The organism is Halomonas sp. E19 (genome assembly GCF_052439355.1).
Taxonomy (GTDB): domain Bacteria; phylum Pseudomonadota; class Gammaproteobacteria; order Pseudomonadales; family Halomonadaceae; genus Halomonas.
In genome coordinates this window covers 519794-539667 of record NZ_JBNFWU010000001.1, presented here as the reverse complement: position 1 = coordinate 539667, position 19874 = coordinate 519794, and the positions used below count along the sequence as shown (strand labels likewise).

The 19874-nt window shown below is 68.1% G+C and carries 16 protein-coding genes and 3 pseudogenes; 10 read left to right on the top strand and 9 right to left on the bottom strand.

Annotated elements, in window-relative coordinates; genetic code table 11:
• Positions 1 to 162: 162 nt before the first annotated feature.
• Complete coding sequence (locus tag ACUDAL_RS02915) at positions 163 to 1137, bottom strand: malate dehydrogenase (RefSeq protein WP_444677084.1); 975 nt, start codon at positions 1135 to 1137, stop codon at positions 163 to 165.
• Between the two features lie 222 nt (positions 1138 to 1359).
• Between ACUDAL_RS02915 and ACUDAL_RS02910 the strand changes: the two genes are divergently transcribed.
• The 5 genes and pseudogenes from ACUDAL_RS02910 to ACUDAL_RS02890 all read left to right on the top strand — a co-directional run bounded on the left by ACUDAL_RS02910 (position 1360) and on the right by ACUDAL_RS02890 (position 5595).
• A complete protein-coding gene (locus ACUDAL_RS02910; protein ID WP_444677083.1) occupies positions 1360 to 1551 on the top strand; it encodes a hypothetical protein in 192 nt (63 codons plus the stop codon).
• Positions 1503 to 2237, top strand: a complete 735-nt coding sequence (locus tag ACUDAL_RS02905) for an efflux RND transporter periplasmic adaptor subunit (protein WP_444677082.1) — start codon at positions 1503 to 1505, stop codon at positions 2235 to 2237. Before ACUDAL_RS02910 ends, ACUDAL_RS02905 begins: the two co-directional genes overlap by 49 nt.
• Positions 2238 to 2284: 47 nt before the next feature.
• On the top strand, positions 2285 to 2464 hold the full coding sequence (locus ACUDAL_RS02900; RefSeq protein WP_444677081.1) for a hypothetical protein: 180 nt from the start codon (positions 2285 to 2287) through the stop codon (positions 2462 to 2464).
• Position 2465: 1 nt separating this feature from the next.
• Positions 2466 to 2699, top strand: coding sequence for a hypothetical protein (locus ACUDAL_RS02895; RefSeq protein WP_444677080.1), 234 nt, complete (start codon positions 2466 to 2468; stop codon positions 2697 to 2699).
• A pseudogene (locus ACUDAL_RS02890) lies at positions 2666 to 5595 on the top strand (efflux RND transporter permease subunit). The gene ACUDAL_RS02895 and the pseudogene ACUDAL_RS02890 overlap by 34 nt, the downstream one beginning before the upstream one ends.
• A 50-nt stretch (positions 5596 to 5645) precedes the next feature.
• Here ACUDAL_RS02890 and rsd read toward each other — a convergent pair.
• Positions 5646 to 6134, bottom strand: a complete 489-nt coding sequence (rsd, locus tag ACUDAL_RS02885) for a sigma D regulator (protein ID WP_444677079.1) — start codon at positions 6132 to 6134, stop codon at positions 5646 to 5648.
• Positions 6135 to 6450: 316 nt separating this feature from the next.
• On the opposite strand from rsd, the gene ACUDAL_RS02880 reads away from it, so the two are divergent.
• Genes ACUDAL_RS02880 through ACUDAL_RS02860 form a run of 5 tightly spaced genes read left to right on the top strand, consistent with a single transcriptional unit; the run spans position 6451 to position 11007 of the window.
• Positions 6451 to 7593, top strand: a complete 1143-nt coding sequence (locus ACUDAL_RS02880; RefSeq protein ID WP_444677078.1) for an ABC transporter substrate-binding protein — start codon at positions 6451 to 6453, stop codon at positions 7591 to 7593.
• A 60-nt stretch (positions 7594 to 7653) separates the two neighbouring features.
• Positions 7654 to 8574, top strand: a complete 921-nt coding sequence (locus ACUDAL_RS02875; protein ID WP_444677077.1) for a branched-chain amino acid ABC transporter permease — start codon at positions 7654 to 7656, stop codon at positions 8572 to 8574.
• Complete coding sequence (locus tag ACUDAL_RS02870) at positions 8567 to 9589, top strand: branched-chain amino acid ABC transporter permease (protein WP_444677076.1); 1023 nt, start codon at positions 8567 to 8569, stop codon at positions 9587 to 9589. Before ACUDAL_RS02875 ends, ACUDAL_RS02870 begins: the two co-directional genes overlap by 8 nt.
• Positions 9582 to 10325: an ABC transporter ATP-binding protein gene (locus ACUDAL_RS02865; RefSeq protein WP_444677075.1), complete on the top strand. Its 744-nt coding sequence runs from the start codon at positions 9582 to 9584 to the stop codon at positions 10323 to 10325. The genes ACUDAL_RS02870 and ACUDAL_RS02865 overlap by 8 nt, the downstream gene beginning before the upstream one ends.
• 1 nt (position 10326) lies before the next feature.
• Entirely contained in the window at positions 10327 to 11007 is a 681-nt protein-coding gene (locus tag ACUDAL_RS02860) for an ABC transporter ATP-binding protein (protein ID WP_444677074.1), read from the top strand.
• A gap of 76 nt (positions 11008 to 11083) precedes the next feature.
• On the opposite strand, the gene ACUDAL_RS02855 is transcribed toward ACUDAL_RS02860, so the two are convergent.
• The 7 genes and pseudogenes from ACUDAL_RS02855 to yrfG all read right to left on the bottom strand — a co-directional run bounded on the left by ACUDAL_RS02855 (position 11084) and on the right by yrfG (position 19818).
• Positions 11084 to 11617, bottom strand: a complete 534-nt coding sequence (locus ACUDAL_RS02855; RefSeq protein WP_444679295.1) for a disulfide bond formation protein B — start codon at positions 11615 to 11617, stop codon at positions 11084 to 11086.
• A pseudogene (gene gshA, locus ACUDAL_RS02850) lies at positions 11617 to 13234 on the bottom strand (glutamate--cysteine ligase). The gene ACUDAL_RS02855 and the pseudogene gshA overlap by 1 nt, the downstream one beginning before the upstream one ends.
• A gap of 115 nt (positions 13235 to 13349) precedes the next feature.
• Positions 13350 to 15693, bottom strand: a pseudogene (locus ACUDAL_RS02845) (Tex family protein).
• Between the two features lie 252 nt (positions 15694 to 15945).
• Positions 15946 to 17502, bottom strand: coding sequence for a phosphoenolpyruvate carboxykinase (locus tag ACUDAL_RS02840; RefSeq protein WP_444677073.1), 1557 nt, complete (start codon positions 17500 to 17502; stop codon positions 15946 to 15948).
• A gap of 311 nt (positions 17503 to 17813) precedes the next feature.
• Positions 17814 to 18689: an Hsp33 family molecular chaperone HslO gene (hslO, locus tag ACUDAL_RS02835; protein WP_444677072.1), complete on the bottom strand. Its 876-nt coding sequence runs from the start codon at positions 18687 to 18689 to the stop codon at positions 17814 to 17816.
• A gap of 39 nt (positions 18690 to 18728) precedes the next feature.
• Positions 18729 to 19115: an RNA-binding S4 domain-containing protein gene (locus ACUDAL_RS02830; RefSeq protein WP_444677071.1), complete on the bottom strand. Its 387-nt coding sequence runs from the start codon at positions 19113 to 19115 to the stop codon at positions 18729 to 18731.
• Positions 19108 to 19818 carry a GMP/IMP nucleotidase gene (gene yrfG, locus ACUDAL_RS02825; RefSeq protein ID WP_444677070.1) on the bottom strand — a complete coding sequence of 237 codons (711 nt, stop codon included), beginning with the start codon at positions 19816 to 19818 and terminating at the stop codon, positions 19108 to 19110. Before yrfG ends, ACUDAL_RS02830 begins: the two co-directional genes overlap by 8 nt.
• Positions 19819 to 19874: the final 56 nt, after the last annotated feature.

Here is a 19874-nt window from a genome sequence, read left to right as displayed (position 1 = left end):
CCCCGAAAGCTTGGCTTTCGGGGTTTTTCATCTCTGCTCAACGCTGAGTGAATAGCCGAGCGAGATGACGCGCAAGGTACGGCCGGCTTGCAACGCTCGACCCAAAACGACAGCGCCCCCGGCGATCGCTCGCCGGGGGCGCTATGCTGCTGGCCTGAACGATCAGCCCAGCAGGTGCTCGACGGCGGCGCGCTCTTCGCGCAGCTCGTCTTCGGTGGCCTTCATCTTGCCACGGCTGAACTCGTTGATCTCGAGGCCCTGCACGATCTCGTAGTCGCCGTTCTGGCAGCGCACCGGGTAGGAGTAGATGATGCCTTCCTCGATGCCATAGCTGCCGTCGGAGGGAATCGCCATGCTCACCACCTTGTCGCTACCCAGCGCCCAGTCGCGCATGTGGTCGATGGCGGAAGAGGCGGCGGACGCGGCGGAAGAGGCTCCGCGCGCCTTGATGATGGCGGCGCCGCGCTGCTGCACGGTGGGGATGAAGTCGTTCTCGTACCAGTCGCGCTCGACCAGGTCGAAGGCCGCAGTGCCGGCCACCTGGGTGTGGGCCAGGTCCGGGTACTGGGTGGCGCTGTGGTTGCCCCAGATGATCATGTTCTCGATGTCGGTGACGCGCTTGCCGGTCTTCTGGGCAAGCTGGGTCAGGGCGCGGTTGTGATCCAGGCGCGTCATCGCAGTGAACTGGCGCGGGCTCAGGTCCGGCGCGTTGCACGAGGCGATCAGGGCGTTGGTGTTGGCCGGGTTGCCCACCACCAGCACGCGCACGTTGCGGCTGGCGTTGTCGTTGAGCGCCTTGCCCTGCACGGAGAAGATCGCCGCGTTGGCTTCCAGCAGGTCCTTGCGCTCCATGCCCGGGCCGCGCGGACGCGCACCCACCAGCAGGGCGAAGTCGGCATCCTTGAAGGCGACGTTGGGGTCGTCGGTGGCAACGATGTCCTGCACCAGCGGGAAGGCACAGTCGTTCACTTCCATGACCACGCCGTTCAGCGCATCCATGGCCTGCGGGATCTCAAGCAGCTGGAGAATGACAGGCTGATCCGGCCCCAGCATGTCGCCAGCCGCGATACGGAAGATAAGGGAGTAGCTGATCTGGCCAGCACCGCCGGTAATGGCAATACGAACGGGATCTTTCATCATTGCTCCTTGGTTTTTCAACGCGCGGGGTGACGCCGTGAGGCTGAGCCTGGCGGGAAACGATTACCCGCCCTGCCGAAATTCGAACCGCCAGAATGGTATGCCTGCAGCGCACAAAACTCAATCCGACCTCCGGCTAGGCCGACCCTGCGCCGCCTACTGACGATGCGCTATGCTGTGCCGGCTCCACCCGTCACCCTTGCCGACGCCAGGATAGGCCCCATGCCAAGACGCCCCCCGCTCTCCTACCTGCTGGCCGCCGCCGTACTGCTCGCCCTGCTGCTGTGGCTGCTGCTCGGCGACATGCAGCGCTTCCAGGCCACAGCCCCGGCGCCGCAGGCGCCCCCACCGAGGCGCTGCCGCGGGTGGAGTATCGCCTCAGCGAGGCGCAGCCCTACACGCCTCGGCTGGTGACCCAGGGCCACCTGCGGGCGCTGCGCGAGGTTGAATTGCGCACCCGCAGCGACGGGCGAGTGACGGGGCTGCCGGTCCGCCAGGGTACGCGGGTGGCCGGCGGCGAGACGCTGCTGGTGCTCTCGCCCGACGCCCTGGAAGCCCAGCTCTCGCGGGCCGAGGACCAGCTCACCCTGGCACGGGCGGAGCTGGCCGGCGCCGACGACCTGCGCCGGCGCAACCTGCTTTCGCAGCCGGAGTTGCTGCGCCTGCAGGCAAGCGCCAGTCAGGCCGCAGCCGAGGTGGCTCAACTGCGCCATGCGCTGGCCGAGACACGCCCGAGCGCGCCCTTCGACGGCGTGCTCGACCGCCTGGATGTGGAACTGGGCGACGTGCTGCAGAGCGGCGAGACCTTCGGCCGCCTGCTCGACGACCGCCGGCTGACCGCCAGCGCCTGGGTCGCCCAGCGCGATGCGCTGGCGCTGGCGCCCGGGCAAGCGGTCGAGGTGCGGCTGCTCAACGGCGAGCCGCTCAGCGGCGAGCTGGTGCACGTGGCCAGCCGCGCCGACGACGCCACCCGTTCGTTCCATGTCGAGGCCGAGCTGGACAACCCCGAGCGGCTGCGCCTGGCCGGTGCCAGCGCCACCCTCGCCATCGCATTGCCGCAGCGCCGCGTGCATGCGCTCTCCCCGCCCTGCTGGAGCTGAATGACGAGGGCCAACTGCAGGTCAAGCATCTCGACGCAGAGGACCGCGTGGTCCGTTCGCCGGTGAGCCTGGTCGATGCCGATGCCCGCACGGCCCGGGTGGCCGGGCTGCCCGAGACGATCCGCCTAATCACCCTTGGCGGCGGCTTCGTGACCGCCGGGGATGCGGTGATTGCGGTCGCGGCCGAGGCGACCGAGGCCACCTCACCCAGCGAGGCATCGCCCTGACATGCGCACGCTGATCGAGGCCGCCCTCAACCGCTCGCGCACCACCCTGCTGCTGCTGGTGTCGCTGCTGCTGGCGGGGCTTGCCGCTTGGCAGGCGGTGCCCAAGGAGGCCAACCCCGATATCGCCATTCCGATCATCTACGTCTCGCTGTCGCTGGAGGGGTCAGCCCAGAGGATGGCGAACGGCTGCTGGTGCGCCCCATGGAGCAGGAGCTGCGCACCATCGAGGGCGTGAGGAAGATGACCGCCCAGTCCAGCGAGGGCCATGCCGCCATCACCCTCGAGTTCGACGCCGGCTTCGACCCTCGCCGGGCGCTGGCCGACGTGCGCGAGCGGGTCGACATCGCCAACGCCTCGCTGCCCGAGGAAGCCGACGAGCCGCGGGTCATGGAGGTCAACGTCGGGCGCTTCCCGGTGCTCACCCTTGGCCTTTCCGGGCCGCTGGAGGAGACGCAGCGGCTGGCCATTGCGCGTCGGCTACAGGAGGCGATGGAAGGCATCCCCGAGGTACTCGAGGTCGACATCGGCGGCGAGCGCGAGGAGCTGATGGAGATCGTCATCGACCCGCTGGTGCTGGATAGCTACGGCGTCGACTTCGATGAACTGTTCAACCTGATCACGCGCAACAACCGCCTGGTGGCCGCCGGCAGCCTGGACACCGGCGCCGGGCGCTCGCCGGTGAAGGTGCCCGGTGTGATCGCGAGCCTGGACGATGTGCTCTCCATGCCGGTGAAGGTGGATGGCGACCGGGTGGTGACCTTTGCCGACGTCGCCTGGATTCACCCCACCTTCAAGGACCCCGAGGGCTTCGCTCGCATCGACGGCGAGCCGGCCATGGTGCTGGAGATCTCCAAGCGTGCCGGCGCCAACCTCATGGCCACCGTGGCGGGAGTGCGCGAGGTGCTCGACGAGGCGGCCCCGCTGCTGCCTGAAGCGCTCGCCATCACCACCATCATGGACCAGTCCGACACCGTGGAGCAGATGCTCTCTGAGCTGCTCAACAACGTGCTGACCGCCGTGGCGCTGGTGCTGATCGTGATCCTGGCAGTGATGGGCCTGCGCTCGGCGCTGATGGTGGGACTGACCATTCCCGGCGCCTTTCTCACCGGCATCCTGCTGATCTGGGCCATCGGCTATACCCTCAACATCGTGGTGCTGTTCGCGCTCATTCTCGTTGCCGGCATGCTGGTGGATGGCGCCATCGTGGTCAGCGAGCTGGCCGACCGCCACCTGCGCGAGGGCCAGCCGCCACGGCAAGCCTGGATCAACGCCGCGGCGCGCATGAGCTGGCCGGTGATCGCCGCCACCGCCACCACCCTGGCGGTGTTCGTGCCGCTGCTGTTCTGGCCCGGCGTGGTGGGCGAGTTCATGAAGTACCTGCCGGCCACGGTGATTCTATGCCTGCTCGCCTCGCTGGCCATGGCGCTGATCTTTCTGCCCACTCTGGGCGGCGTGTTCAGCGCCCGCCAGGCCAGGCCGCCACGCGATGAGACGCCGCAGATCAGCCTCGGCGGGCATCTGTATCGCGCCGCTCTCGCCCGGCTGCTGGCCTGGCCCGGCATGACGCTGCTGATCGCCCTGCTGCTGATCGCGCTGATCTTCGTCGGCTACGGCCGCTTCCATCACGGCGTGGAGTTCTTTCCCGACGTGGAGCCCGACAGTGCGCAGGTGGTGATTCGCAGCCGCGGCGACTTCTCGGCCATGGAGAAGGATGCGGTGGTGCAACGGGTCGAGGCGCGGCTGGCCGGCATGAGCGAGGTCCAGGCGCTCTATGCCCGCTCCTACGGCGTGCCCAACGAGCAGATCGGCAACGACGTGATCGGGGTGGTGCAGTTCCAGCTGATCGACTGGCAGCGCCGCCGCCCGGCGCGGGCGATCATGAGCGAGATGGCCGAGCGTACCGCCGACTTGCCCGGCGTGGTGCTCGAGTTCCGCGAACAGGAGCAGGGCCCCGGCGGCGGCAAGCCCATCGTGCTGGAGGTGAGCGCCCAGCAGGCGGCCGACGGCGAGGCCGCGGTGGCGACGATTCGCCGGCACATGGAGCAACTGGGCGGCTTCCGCGATATCGAGGACAACCGCAGCCTGCCCGGCATCGAGTGGCGGCTCAACGTCGACCGCGCCGCCGCCGCCCGCCTGGGCGCCGATGTCGCCGCGGTGGGCAGCGCCGTGCAGTTGGTCACCACCGGCCTGCAGGTGGCCACCTACCGCCCCGCCCATGCGCCCGATGAGGTGGACATCCGCGTACGCCTGCCCGAAGCCTGGCGCAGCCTCGACCAGCTCGAGCGGCTTACGCTCAACACCGCGCGCGGCCAGGTGCCGGTCTCGCACTTCGCCAGCCTGGCGCCGGCGCCCAAGGTCGGCACCCTGCACCGCATCGACGGCCGGCGCGCCATCACCCTGGAAGCCGACGTAGCCGAGGGCCATCAGCCCGACGAACGCCTGCGCGCCCTGCTGCAGGCCGTGGGCTCATTGCCCGAGGGGTGGTGGTCAACGTCGCCGGGGAGCAGGAGGAGCAGGCGGAGGCCAGCCGCTTCCTGGTCATCGCCTTCCTGGTGGCGATCGGCCTGATGGCGATCATCCTGGTGACTCAGTTCAACAGCCTCTACCAGGCGGCGCTGGTGCTCTCGGCGATCGTCTTCTCCACCGCCGGGGTGCTGATGGGCCTGCTGGTCAACGGCCAGCCGTTCGGCATCGTCATGGTGGGCATGGGCATCATCGCCCTGGCGGGCATCGTGGTGAACAACAACATCGTGCTGATCGACACCTACAACGAGCTGCGCCGCGAGGGACTGGCGCCCGTCGAGGCGGCGCTGGAAGCGGGCGGCCTGCGCCTGCGCCCGGTGCTGCTCACGGCGATCACCACGGTGCTGGGGCTGATGCCCATGGTGCTTGGAATCAACGTCAACCTGTTCGCCCCGAGCCTGGGCTTCGGCGCCCCTTCCACGCAATGGTGGACGCAGCTTTCCAGCGCCATTGCCGGCGGGCTGGTGTTCGCCACCGGCCTGACGCTGCTGCTGACCCCTTGCATGCTGGTGCTCGGGCGCCGCGGCGATGCCGAGAACCATGCCAACAGCCATGACCCAGGCCATGCCGGGGAGCATGGCGAGGCGCCCCGCCACCCCAGCGGATAGCAGGACGGCCGCCCGCCGGCAACACGCCGGTGGGTGCCGTCAGCGGGAGTTTATTGGGTGGCCGCCGCGACGCGCGGCGCGTGAGCGGCGTGCAGGCGGTCGATCAGCTGGTCTTCCAGGGCGAAGCGTTCGGTCAGCCCCGTGGCCAGGCGATCGAGCCAGGCCGGCAGGCGCGGCAGGTAGTGCTGGCAGCGCACCGGCGTGGCGAAGTCGGCGTCGAAGGCCAGTACCATCTCGGTGGAAAGGTCCAGCCGCTCCAGCAGCTTGCTGGCGATGGCCAGCGCCTGATGGTCCTCGAAGGCAAGCGCCTCCTCGCGCAGCTGGGGATAGATCTCGAAGTGGCCGGCGCTGATGTAATCCATCAGCAGCTCGCTGAAGCGATCGATCTGCGGCTTGCTCACGGCTTCCAGCTCGCTGTCACATGCTTCCTTGAGCTCGATGAACGCCACCAGCAGCTCGCGCCGCTCGTCCAGCCAGCGGTCGATGATCTGATGGACGCCTCCCCAGCGCTCCCGAGCGGTCTTGCACTCTTCCAGCATGTTAGCCTCCTTCCCTTGTGAAGCCGTGTATGGTCTACGGTCGGAACAGGGCCGAGCATCCCTTTCTCGACGCCTCCAGACTCACCCCTGGCAGCACGACTGTCAATCCTGCGCCGCGGCAAAAGCACGGCGCCTTTTCGCCCCGAAGTGCCGTTGGCGGTACTTCAACGCACGCAATGACGCTATCATCGTCTGCCCCGACCCAGGCCTTGCCAGGGCGGGCGCAGAAAGGTCGCCCGTGACGTCACAGGGCGGCAGGAGCGGGCTGGACACCACGCTCACGAACACAACAAGCGAGAACAAAGAGGGTAATCGAATGAAGCGACTCGCCACTCTCGGCATGAGCCTGCTGTTGACCACGGCCATGGCCGCCAGCCACGCCGACGAGGTGAAGATCGGCATGATCACCACCCTGTCCGGCGGCGGCTCCCACCTGGGCGTCGACGTGCGCGACGGCTTCCTGCTGGCCATGGAGCGTGCCGGTCGCGACGACGTCCGCGTGCTGGTGCAGGACGACGCCAACCGGCCCGACCTGGCGCGCAGCCTGGCCAACGAATTCATGCAGCGCGACCGGGTCGACATCCTCACCGGGATCATCTTCTCCAACCTGGCCATGGCAGTGGTGCCGGCCGCCGTGCGCCAGGGCACCTTCTATCTCTCGCCGAATGCCGGCCCGTCGGATCTCGCCGGGCGCATGTGTCACGAGAACTACTTCAACGTGGCCTACCAGAACGACAACCTGCACGGCGCCATGGGCGCCTACATGCGCGAACAGGGCTTCGAGCGGCCGATCCTGCTCGCCCCCAATTACCCCGCCGGCACCGATGCCCTGGCCGGGTTCAAGCACCTCTATGAGGGCGAGGTGGCCGGCGAGATCTACACCCAGATGGGCCAGACCGACTACGCCGCCGAGATCGCCCAGATCCGCGCCAGCAACGCCGACAGTCTGTTCTTCTTCCTGCCCGGCGGCATGGGCATCTCCTTCATGAAGCAGTGGGAGAACTCCGGCGTCGAGCTGCCGGTGTTCGGTGCCGCCTTCTCGTTCGACGAGATCATCATCAAGGCGGTGGGCAGCGCCGCCATCGGCGCCATGAACACCTCACAGTGGGCCTACGACCTCGACAACGAGGCCAACCACGCCTTCGTCGCGGCCTTCCGCGACACCTACGGCCGCACCCCGACGCTGTATGCGGCCCAGGGCTACGACACCGCCAACCTGATCCTCAGCGCGCTGGAGAAGGCCCACCCCAGCGAGCAGGACGCCTTCCGCGAAGCGCTGCGCGAGGCCGACTTCGACTCGGTGCGCGGCGAGTTCCGCTTCGGCCCCAACCACCATCCGATCCAGAACATCTACGTGCGCGAGGTGGTGGCGGGCGACGACGGCCAGCCGACCAATCGCCTGGTCGGTATCGCAATCGAGGACATCCAGGACGTCTACCACACCGAGTGCCGGATGTAGGCATGACCGCCGGGCCCTGGCCGCCCGGCGTTTCTATCTTTTGCTGCAAGGATGTCCGCCGTGTCCGTGACCCTGCTTATCGAGCAACTCATCAACGGCCTTCAGCTCGGCACCATGCTGTTTCTGATGGCCAGCGGGCTGACCCTGGTGTTCGGCGTGATGGGCCTGATCAACCTGGCCCATGGCTCTTTCTACATGGTGGGCGCCTACGCCACCGCGGTGGTGACCGCCGCCACCGGCTCGTTCCTGGTCGGCCTCGCCGCCGGGATGATCGCCGCCGCCGCGGTCGGCGCGCTGGTGGAGCTGATCGTGATCCGGCGGCTTTACCATCGCCCGCATCTCGACCAGGTGCTGGCCACCTTCGCCCTGATCCTGGTGTTCTCCGAAGGCACCCGCTGGCTGTTCGGCTCCTCGCCGCTGTGGCTCAACCCGCCGCCGCTGCTCTCCGGCTCGGTCACCCTGCCCGGCGGGCTGCGCTATCCGCTCTACCGGCTGATGATCATCGCCGTGGGGATCGCCGTGGCGGTGGGCCTGTATCTGGTGATCACGCGCAGCCGGCTCGGCATGCGCATCCGCGCGGGCGAAAGCGACCGCGAGATGATCGGCGCCCTGGGGGTCAACATCGCCCGGCTCTATACCCTGGTGTTCGCCATGGGCGCCGCGCTGGCCGGACTGGCCGGCGCGCTGGTCGAGGCACTGCAGTCGGTGCAGGTGGGCATGGGCGAGCCGGTGCTGATCCTTGCCTTCGTGGTGATCGTGATCGGCGGCATCGGCTCGATCAAGGGCGCGCTGTACGGTGCCATTCTGGTCGGCGTGGTGGATACCCTGGGCCGGGTACTGCTGCCACTGTTCTTCCGCCAGTTCCTGCCTCCTTCCGAGGCCGCCGGGGTCGGTGCCGCCCTGGCCGCCATGCTGATCTACATCCTGATGGCCGTGATTCTCGCGTTCAAACCCAAGGGGCTGTTTGCCGCCAATGACTAACGCCACCAAGACCCCAAGGCTGGCCGCGGCCTGGCACGACCGCCAGGCCACGGTGCAGTTGACCCTGCTGACTCTGCTGCTGGTGCTGCCGCTAGCTGCCTATCAGCTTGACCACATCTACTACGTCAACCTGGCCTCGCGCCTGACCCTGGTCGCCATGGCGGCGGTGGGCCTCAACCTGGCCATCGGCTACGGCGGCATGGTCAGCTTCGGCCACGCTGCCTACTTCGGGCTGGGCGGCTACGTGGCCGGCATCAGTGCCTACCACGCCTTCGACTTCACCCCGGCAATTGCCTGGCCGGTGACCATTCCCGGCAGCGACAGCATGCTGGCGATCTGGCTCGCGGCAGTCGTGCTGTGCGGCCTGCTGGCGCTGGCCATCGGCGCCATTTCGCTGCGCACCACCGGGGTCTACTTCATCATGATCACCCTGGCCTTCGCCCAGATGCTCTATTACTTCGCCAACTCCTGGCCCACCTACGGCGGCGAGGACGGCCTGCCGATCTACTTGCGCAACTCGCTGCCATGGGTCGACACCAACGATGCCCGCACCTTCTTCCTGATCTGCTTCGGCGGCCTGGTATTGTCGCTCGCGCTGACCTCACGCCTGATGAAGTCGCGCTTCGGCGCCGCCCTGACCATGGCCCGGCTCAACGAGACCCGGCTGGCCACCGCCGGCATCGCGCCCTACCCCATTCGCCTGGCGGCCTTCGTCATCTCGGCGATGATCACCGGACTGGCCGGGGCGCTCTACGCCGACCTCAACGGTTTCGTCAGCCCCACCCTGCTGAGCTGGCACATGTCGGGCGAGCTGATGGTGATCGTGATTCTCGGCGGCGTGGGGCGGCTGTACGGGCCGCTGGCCGGCGCCGCACTGTTCGTGATGATGGAAACCCTGCTGGGCGGGCTGACCGAATACTGGAAGCTGTTCCTCGGCCTGGTGCTGCTGTTCGTGGTGCTGTTCGCCAGGCACGGCGTGATGGGCTGGCTGGCCGGGAGGGAGCGCCATGAGTGACGCCGTGCTCCGGCTTTCTCACCTCAACAAGCGCTTCGGCGCCCTGCAGGCCACCCGCGATGTCTGCCTCGACCTGCGCCCGGGCGAGATCCACGCCCTGATCGGCCCCAACGGTGCCGGCAAGTCGACCCTGATCGGCCAGATCGCCGGCAGCCTCAGGCCCGATTCCGGCAGCATCCACCTGGCCGGCCGCGAGGTCACCTCGCTCAGCGTGGCCCAGCGCGCGCGGCTGGGGCTCGGGCGCAGCTTCCAGGTCTCGTCACTGGCCGAGCCGCTGTCGGTGAGGCGCAACGTGATGATCGCCGTGCAGGCGCTGCAAGGGCACAGCTTCCGTTTCTGGAAGCCGGTGAACCGCGACGAGAGCCTGCTCGCCCCGGCCCAGGAGGCCCTGGCACGCATGGGGCTGACCCGGCGCGCCGACACCCCGGTGGCCGAACTCTCCCACGGCGAGCGACGCCAAGTGGAAATGGCCTGCGCGCTGGCACTGAAGCCGCGGGTGCTGCTGCTCGACGAGCCCATGGCGGGGCTCGGTCCCGAGGGCACGGCACATCTCACCGAGCTGCTCGAGGCACTCAAGCACGAGGTGCCGATCCTGCTGATCGAGCACGACATGGACGCCGTGTTCCGCCTGGCCGACCGCATCTCGGTGCTGGTGGCCGGCGCCGTGATCGCCCACGGCGACGCCGCCGCGATCCGCGCCAACCCGCACGTCCGCGAAGCCTACCTGGGGGAGTGAGATGCTCAACGTCACCGCGATCGAGGCCTTCTATGGCCCGTCACAGGCGCTGTTCGGCGTCGACCTTCGCATCGAGGCCGGCGAGATGGTGGCGCTGATGGGGCGCAACGGCATGGGCAAGAGCACCACCATCCGCGCCATCTTCGGGCTGACGCCGCCGCGTCGCGGCAGCATCACCTTCGAAGGCCGGGAGTTGAGCCGCCTGCCGGCGTTCCGCATCGCCCAGCTCGGCCTAGGCCTGGTCCCCGAGGGGCGGCGCTGCTTTCCCAATCTCTCGGTGCGCGAGAACCTGCTGGTCACGGCTCGCCCGGGCGAATGGCACCTGGCCCGCGTGGAAGCGCTGTTCCCGCGGCTGGCCGAGCGCCGCAGCCAGATGGCCAGCACCCTCTCCGGCGGCGAGCAGCAGATGCTGGCCATCGGCCGCGCGCTGCTGACCAACCCCCGCCTGCTGGTGCTGGACGAAGCCACCGAAGGGCTCGCCCCGGTCATCCGCCAGGAGATCTGGGCCGCCATTCGGCTGTTCAAGGCCCAGGGGCAGTCGACGCTGATCGTCGACAAGTCGCTGGCCGAGCTGCTGCCCATTGCCGACCGCTGCACGATCCTGGAAAAGGGGCGCAGCGTGTGGACGGGCATCCCCGCCGACTTGGACGAGCCCCTGCGCGACCGCTATCTCGGCGTGTAGCGACTCGACCCACAAGCCGCAGTAGGACCGGCGACCGGCCGCTTGCGGTTCAAGCAGCGAACCGCAAGCGGCGCTGTCAATGAGCCGCCAGCGGGCGGGCCCGGGTGCGCAGGAAGGCGCTGGCGAACATGCCCAGCGGCGCCAGGGCCAGCACCAGGAAGCCGATCAGCGTCCAGCCCGGCAGCGAGATGCCAAGCAGCAGGAAGTCGATCTCGGCGCACTCGCCGGAGCCGGAGAGCACCATGGCGACCACGTCGCGCATGGGCAGGATGTCCATCATGTAGTCGAGCCCCGGGCCGCAGCTCGGCACCTGGTCAGGTGGCAGCGACTGCAGCCACAGGTGGCGCCAGGCCACGCCGATGCCGCCGATCACCGCAGCCAGCGACAGCCCGCCGTAGATCGCTGCACCAACCCGCCCGCGGGGGTTGTGGATGGCGGCGATCGTGAAGACCGCCGCCGCCGCCAGTACTGCCACACGCTGGAAGATGCATAGCGGACAGGGCTCCAGCCCGCCGATATGCTCGAGCCCCAGGGCCACCAGCATCATCAGCGTGCAGAAGGCGAGCCCAGCCAGGCTCCAGCGGCGCACGTCCCACTGCATTGGCCGCATCACTGCGCGGCTCCCGAATCAACCGTGGCGGCCCGCGACTCTCGGGCGCTGGCGAAGTAGCGGGCGAGGAAAGTATCGAAATCGACCAGATCGGCGGCCTCGATCTCGCGCTGCTGCTGGTGGGAGGTGCCCACAAGCTCGTCGAACAGCGCCGCGCGGGCCGGGTCCATCGGCGCTTCGCGCATCTGCTCGGCCTGCTCGCGGGCGATCGCCAGGATCGCCTCGAGGAACTCCTCGCCGCTCGACTCCAGGCGCGCCAGCAGGCGACCGGAGGGCGTCAGCGCGGGGTCGGTCAGCCAGGGCACCAGCGCCGCGACGGCGTCGGCATGGGGGTACCCGTTTCAAGCGCATCGAGCAGCGCGGCGGCCTGGGCGATCTCACCCATGATCTCGCCGCCCCAGTCGGCGATGGAGCGTTCGCGCCCCTGCTGCAGCAGGCGCAGCGCCGGGTCGCGCCCGCGCTCGACCACCAGCCGACGGTTGTCGTCCAGCCGGTTGCACTCGTCGTCGGGAATCCAAGGGCTCTCGGAGAGCAGGCACCACATCAGGAAGGCATCGATGAAGCGCAGCCGCGCCTCGTCGATGCCCAGCGGCAGGAACGGGTCGAGGTCGAGGCAGCGCACCTCGATGTACTCCACGCCGCGCGCCTCCAGCGCCTGGCTCGGCGTCTCGTTGTGCCGGGTGACCCGCTTGGGCCGTATGTCGCTGTAATACTCGTTCTCGATCTGCAGGATGTTGGCATTGAGCTGCCGCCAGTCGCCGCGCTCGTTCACGCCCAGCGCCTGGTAGGCGGGCCAGGGTGTAGAAATGGCATGGCGCAGGGTACCCACGTAGTTCGACAGCGTGTTGAAGCAGATCTTGAGCTGCGCCTGCACCTTGTTCTGGTAGCCCAGGTCGGACATGCGCAGGCTGGTAGCATAGGGCGAGATCAGGGTGTCGCGGCCGTGGGCCTGCAGCTTGTCGGGCCGTTCTCCCGCCGGCAGGAAGCTGCGGTCCAGCGCCGGCGAGGCACCGAACAGGTAGAGCAGCAGCCAGCTGTGGCGGCGGAAGTTGCGGATCAGGCCGAAGTAGCGCTCGGAACGGAAGTCGTCCACCGACATGACCTGGCGTCCGTCGCGGGCCTGCAGCAGCGTCCAGAGTTCGTCGGGCAGCGAGACATTGTAGTGGATACCGGCGATCGACTGCATGATGCGGCCGTAGCGCACGTCCAGCCCCTTGCGGTAGACGTGCTTCATGGTGCCGACGTTGGAGCGGCCGTAGTCGGCGATGGTCACGCTGTCGTTGCCATCGAGCCGGGCCGGCATGCTGGCCGGCCAGATCAGCTCGTCGCCCAGGTGGCGATAGCTGAAGCGGTGCAGGTCGGCCAGAAAGTCGATGGCGTCACCCGGCCGGCAGTAGACCGGCGTGATGTATTCGAGCAGCGCTTCGGAGTAGTCGGTGGTGATATGCGGGTGGGTCAGCTTCGACCCCAGCGCCTGGGGATGCGGCGTGCTGGCGATATGCCCGCGGCGGTCGACCCGCAGGCCTTCCTTTTCCAGGCCGCGGCGCAGGCGCCCAAGGCGCCCTGGCGGGCCGCCTGCTGCAAGGACGCGATGAGGGTGGCGAAGGTTTCAGACAAGATGGTCACCCCATGTCTAGGAAAGCGGGCGCTGCCGGCGCCCGTGAACCCGGATTATGACGCCCGAGGGCGACGATTCAAAGGTTAGCCGGCATTGCTTCCCAGCCGTAACGGCTCAATGTTTCTGCCTGGCCTTGAGCAGCGCCGCACCCAGCGCGCCCAGCTGACCACCTTCTGCCGGTGCCGCTTTCTGGCCGCCACGGCGCGGCGGCTTGCCGCCCTGCCGGGGAGCCTTCTCGCCACGCGTGCGCGCTCCTCGTCCTGCCCTGGCGTGTCGTCCAGGCGCATCGAAAGGGCAATGCGCGAGCGGGCCAGGTCCACGCTCATCACCTTGACCTTGACGATGTCGCCGGCCTTCACGACGCTGCGCGGGTCCTCGATGAATTTATCGGAGAGCGCCGAGATATGCACCAGCCCGTCCTGGTGCACGCCGATGTCGACGAAAGCGCCGAAGTGGGTGACGTTGGTCACGCTGCCCTCGAGGATCATGCCCGGCTCCAGGTCCTTGAGCGTCTCCACGCCCTCGCGGAACTCGGCGGCCTTGAACTCGGGGCGCGGGTCGCGGCCCGGCTTGTCGAGCTCCTTGAGGATGTCGCTGATGGTCGGCACGCCGAAGCGCTCGTCGGCGAACTCGGCGGGCTTGACCGCCTTCAGCGTGGCGCTATCGCCGATCAGGCTGGCTACCGGGCGGCCGCTGCGGCTGGCGATGCGCTCCACCACCGGGTAGGCCTCGGGGTGCACGGCGCTGGCATCGAGCGGGTTGTCGCCGTTCATGATGCGCAGGAAGCCGGCGCACTGCTCGAAGGTCTTGGGCCCCAGGCGGCTGACGTCGAGCAGCTCGCGGCGACTCCTGAAGGCGCCCTCGGCGTTGCGTCGCGCAACGATGTTCTCGGCCAGCGCCGGGTTGAGCCCGGCCACCCTCGAGAGCAGCGCACTCGACGCCGTGTTGAGATCGACACCCACAGCGTTGACGCAGTCCTCGATCACCGCTTCCAGGCTCTTCGACAGCTGCAGCTGCGAGACATCGTGCTGGTACTGACCCACGCCGATGGACTTGGGTTCGATCTTGACCAGCTCAGCCAGCGGGTCCTGCAGGCGCCGGGCGATGGAGACCGCCCCGCGAATGGTGACGTCGAGGTCGGGCAGTTCCTGGAGGCATACTCCGAGGCGGAGTAGACCGAGGCGCCGGCCTCGCTGACCATCACCTTGGCGAGCGGTTTTTTACCGGCGAACAATTTGAGCAGGTCGCCGGCCAGCCTGTCGGTCTCGCGGCTGGCGGTGCCGTTGCCCACGGCGATCAGCGCCACGTCGTGCTTGTCCACCAGTTTGGCCAGCTCGGCCAGCGACGCGTCCCAGGCGTTGCGCGGCGCGTGCGGGAAGATGGTGGCGTGCTCGAGGAACTGGCCGGTGGCGTCCACCACCGCCACCTTGCAGCCGGTGCGCAGGCCCGGGTCGATGGCCAGCGTCGCCTTCTGCCCGGCCGGTGCGGCCAGCAGCAGATCCTTCAGATTGGCGGCGAAGACCTCGATGGCCTCGAGCTCGGCGCGCTCGCGCAGCCGCCCCATCAGCTCGGTTTCCAGATGGGTGTAGAGCTTGACCCGCCAGGTCCAGCGCACCACGTCGGCCAGCCACTTGTCGGCGGCGCGCCCCTCGTCGCGGATGCCGAAGTGCCTGGCGATGGCCACCTGGGCCGGATGAATCGGCGCCTCGTCTTCGCCGGGCAGGCGAATGGCCAGCATCAGCGCGCCTTCGTTGCGGCCGCGGAACATCGCCAGCGCGCGGTGTGAGGGCACCTTGGCCAGCGGCTCGTCGTGCTCGAAATAGTCGGAGAACTTGGCCCCCTCGTGCTCCTTGCCCGTCACCAGGCGGGAACTGAGCTCGCCCTCCTGCCACAGCCGCTCGCGCAGCGCGCCGACCAGCTCCGGGTCCTCGGCGAAGCGCTCCATGAGAATCTGGCGGGCACCGTCCAGCGCCGCCTTGGCATCCTCGATGGCGGGGATATCGCCCTCGGCGGGGCGAAGATAGTTGGCGGCCACGGCCTCGGGGTCGAGGGTGGGATCGGCCAGCAGCGCATCGGCCAGCGGCTCGAGGCCGGCCTCGCGGGCGATCTGCGCCTTGGTGCGGCGCTTCTTCTTGTAGGGCAGGTAAAGATCTTCCAGGCGCTGCTTGGTATCCGCGGCCTGGATCTGCCCGGCGAGCACCGCCGTCAGCTTGCCCTGCTCGTCGATGGCGGCGAGCACGGCGGCACGCCGCTCCTCGAGCTCGCGCAGGTAGCGCAGGCGCTCGTCGAGGTTGCGCAGCTGGGTGTCGTCGAGCCCGCCGGTGACTTCCTTGCGATAGCGAGCGATGAAGGGCACGGTGGCGCCGCCGTCGAGCAGTTCCACGGTGGCGGAAACCTGCTGCGGGCGAACGGCGAGCTCCTCGGCGAGGCGCGAGATGATCCGGGTCGTGGCGTCCATGACTTCCTTGGTATTGCGACTACGAAAGATCGCGCCAAGGTACCATAAAGGAAGGGGCGCGGCAGACAGTACCCGCCGCGCCCCCTCGGCGCCTGAGCGTTTTGGTCAGGCAGCGCCCCGCCTTCGACCGCGCCGAGCAGGCGCAGGCAAGCCAAGCCACCTGAGTTGCCAACCGAACAACGACACCCCTGCCATGCAAAACGGGGAAGAGACCCAGGTCTCTTCCCCGTTCAGCTTGCCGCCGGCCTGGCCTCAGGTCAGGCTGGGCCCGGCCTTGACGATGGCCTCATTGACGCCGTCGAACTTCTTGAAGTTGTCGACGAACTTGGCCGCCAGGTCGCGCAGCTTGCGATCGTAGGCGTCTTTGTCTTCCCAAGTCTCGCGCGGGTCGAGCAGGCGCGACTCCACGCCCGGCACCATGGTCGGCACGTCGAGGTTGAGGCCGTCGATGCGCTTGGTCTCGACCTCGCGCAGTACGCCGGTCTGGATGGCGCTGATGATGGCGCGGGTGGTCGGGATCGAGAAGCGCGAACCGCCTTCGCCGTAGGCGCCGCCGGTCCAGCCGGTATTGACCAGGTAGACCTGGGCGTCCTTTTCCTTCACGCGGCGGATCAGCAGGTCGGCGTACTCGCGCGCCGGGCGCGGGAAGAACGGCGCCCCGAAGCAGGTGGAGAAGGTCGCTTCCAGGCCGGAGGAGGAGCCCATTTCGGTGGAGCCCACCTTGGCGGTGTAGCCGGACAGGAAGTGGTAGGCCGCCGCTTCCTTGGACAGCACGGAGACCGGCGGCAGCACGCCCGACATGTCGCAGGTCAGGAACACGATGGCGTTCGGCTCACCGGCGCGGTTCTCGGGCACGCGCTTGTCGACGTGCTCCAGCGGGTAGGCGGCACGGGAGTTCTGGGTCAGGCTGTCGTCGGTGTAGTCGGGCTCACGGCGGTCGTCGAGGACGACGTTCTCGAGCACGGTGCCGAACTTGATGGCATTCCAGATCACCGGCTCGTTCTTCTCGGAGAGGTCTATGCACTTGGCATAACAGCCGCCCTCGATGTTGAACACGGTGCCCGGGCCCCAGCCGTGCTCGTCGTCACCGATCAGGTAGCGTGCCGGGTCGGCCGAGAGGGTGGTCTTGCCGGTGCCGGAGAGACCAAAGAACAGGCAGGTTTCGCCGTCCTCGCCCACGTTGGCCGAGCAGTGCATGGGCAGCACGTCGGACTCGGGCAGCAGGAAGTTCTGCACCGAGAACATGGCCTTCTTCATCTCGCCCGCGTAGCGCATGCCGGCGATCAGCACCTTCTTCTGGGCGAAGTTGATCACCACGGTGCCGTCGGAGTTGGTCCCATCGCGGCTCGGGTCGCACTCGAAGAAGGGGGCGTTGAGGATGGTCCACTCATCCTTGGCGGAGGGGTTGTAGCCCTCCGGACGCACGAACATGGTGCGGCCGAACAGGTTGTGCCAGGCGGTTTCGGTGGTCACGCGCACCGGCAGGTAATGGGTCGGGTCGCTGCCCACATGGAGTTCGGAAACGAACCGCTCGCCGCTGGCCAGGTAGTCATCGACGCGGGCCCAGAGCGCATCAAACTTCTCGGCGGGGAAGGGGCGGTTGACGCTGCCCCAGTCGATCTGGCCACTGGTCGAGGGCTCATCAACGATGAAGCGGTCCTTGGGAGAACGGCCGGTACGCTGGCCAGTATTCACCACCAGGGCGCCGTTGGCGGCCAGGCGGCCTTCACCGCGGGCCACGGCACGCTCGATGAGCTCTGCACTGCTGAGATTGACGTGTTCTTTGGGAGCGGCTTGAGGTGTGGTCATGTCGTTTCCTGGGCCTTGCGGCCGGTTCTCTCTCGTGTGCCAGGCGCTGTCACGCCCTGTTCGGTGAGGTGTCCGATCGTCCGTGCGGATGGATGCCGTCTTGTCATGCGGCGATCGACCTAAGGCGGGCGTCATTATGGCAAAAAGGTAGCCACCAGGAAACGATAACGTTGGCCGAAGTTCTTGTAGTTTTACTACTACATCGGGGCATATTGCTGCAGATTGACGGTCGTCATTCTTGTGCGATGCAGCATCTCGTCACCCGCGGCGACACGGCATGAGACCGCATCCCCGCGGGCGTGCCGGGCCGCTCAGTGCAAGGTGGGAGGTGGGCCATCCTCGGCGCCCAGCAGGGCGTCGATCTCGGCCGCACCGAAGCGGTAGCAGGTGTGGCAGAAGTGGCACTGGGTCTCGATCTCGCCCTGCTCGGCCAGCACCTCGCGCAGCTCGGCGGCGCCCAGGGTGAGCAGCGCCTCACCGATCCGCTCCCGCGTGCAGGTGCAGCCGAAGCGCAGCGGCTTGGGCTCGAACACCCGTACGGTCTCTTCGTGATAGAGCCGGTACAGCAGATCTTGCGGCGCCAGCCCCAGCAGCTCCTCGGCCTTCACGGTACGCGCCAGGTGAACGGTACGCTCCCAGGCGTCGTCGTCCTGATTCTGCGACTCGTCGGGCAGGCGCTGCAGCAGCAGGCCGCCGGCACGCGCGCCATCGGCCTCAAGCCACAGCTGCGTGGGCAGCTGTTCGGACTGCGAGAAGTAGGCTTCGAGGCAGCCGGCCAAGGTGTCGTGGTCGAGCGCCACGATGCCCTGGTAGCGGTTGCCCTCGCGCGGGTCGAGGGTGATCACGATGTGCCCCTCGCCCACCAGCTCGCGGAAGCCGGCGCCGCCATCGGGCAGCGTGGCATCCTCGTTCAGGCGGGCGATGGCGCGCAGTTCGCCGCCGGGGTTGGATTCCGCCATCAGCAGCGAAAGCGGCCCCTGGCCGCGCACCTCGATGCTGAGGATGCCGTCGAGCTTGACGGTATCGGTGAGCAGCGCGGCCGCGGCCAGCAGTTCGCCCAGCAGTCGATTGACCGACGGCGGGTAGCCATGGCGGTCGAGCACGTCGACGTAGGCGCGCTCCAGCGTGACGATCTCGCCCCGCACGTTGCTACGCTCGAAAAGAAAGCGCTGTATCTGATCGGTCATGTCGTTTCCGGTTGAAGTCGTTCACTGCGGCGCCGGACGTCAGTCGTCCTGCTGGCGCTGGAAGCGCTGGATGTCGCGGCGCTGCTTCTTGTCGGGCCGCTTCAGCGGGTGCTGCATGGCCTGGTTGACCAGCCGCCGCTCGTCGCTCTCCCGCGCCCGCCGCGCCGCGCTGTCGGGCGTTTCGCGGTACAGCTCGCGGGCCTCCGCCGCGCCGCGCCGCTGGTCGGACAGAGCCATCACCTCCACCTCCCAGGTGTCCCAGCCCTGGGGCACCCGGATCAGCGCACCGACCTCGACGTTCTTGCTGGTCTTGGCGCGCCCGCCGTTGTAGTGCACCTTGCCGCCTTCGATGGCCTTCTTGGCCAGGGCGCGGGTCTTGAAGAAGCGCGCCGCCCACAGCCACTTGTCGAGCCGTACGTTATCCACCCTGCCCTCCTGGTCCGGCGGGCCTTCCCGGCACCCGTATCTCCGAGGGTAGCGCGTCGGGCAGGATCGTGGCGAAGCGGTCCAGGGCGATGAACTCCTCGAGCTCTTTTTCCGGGCGGGTGCTGTCGGGCTGCTTGATGCCGAGCAGGTGGCGAATGCCGAACCTGCGGGCGCTCTCCAGCACCTCGGGGTTGTCGTCGATGAACAGCGTGCGGGCGGGGTCGAACGGCTCGATCGCCTGCAGCGCAGGCCAGAATGACTGTTCCTCCTTGGGCACGCCAAGGTCGGCCGAGGAGACAATGGCGTCCAGGTACGCCTCCAGACCGGTCAACGGCAGCTTGAGCTCCAGGCTCTCGCGATCGGCGTTGGTGGCCAGCACCACCCTGGGGTGGGCCGTCTTGAGCCACTTGAGGAAGTCCAGCGCATCGCCGCGCAGGCCGACCAGGTGCTGCACCTCGCGCTTGAGGGCGACGATGTCCACCCCCAGCTCGCGGCTCCAGTAGGCCAGGCTGTACCAGTTGAGGGTGCCCTGCTCATGCAGGATGCGCGAACGCACCACTTCCTGGGTGGCTTCGTCGAGACGATGCAGCTCCACGTAGCGCCTGGGCAGGTGCTCCAGCCAGAAATGGCTGTCGAAGTGCAGGTCAAGCAGGGTGCCGTCCATGTCGAGCAGGACGGTGTCGATGGCGCGCCAATCGATCATTGCGACTCCGGTGGGCCTGTGCATGACGAGGCGTGGTATTGTACCCAATGGTTCGC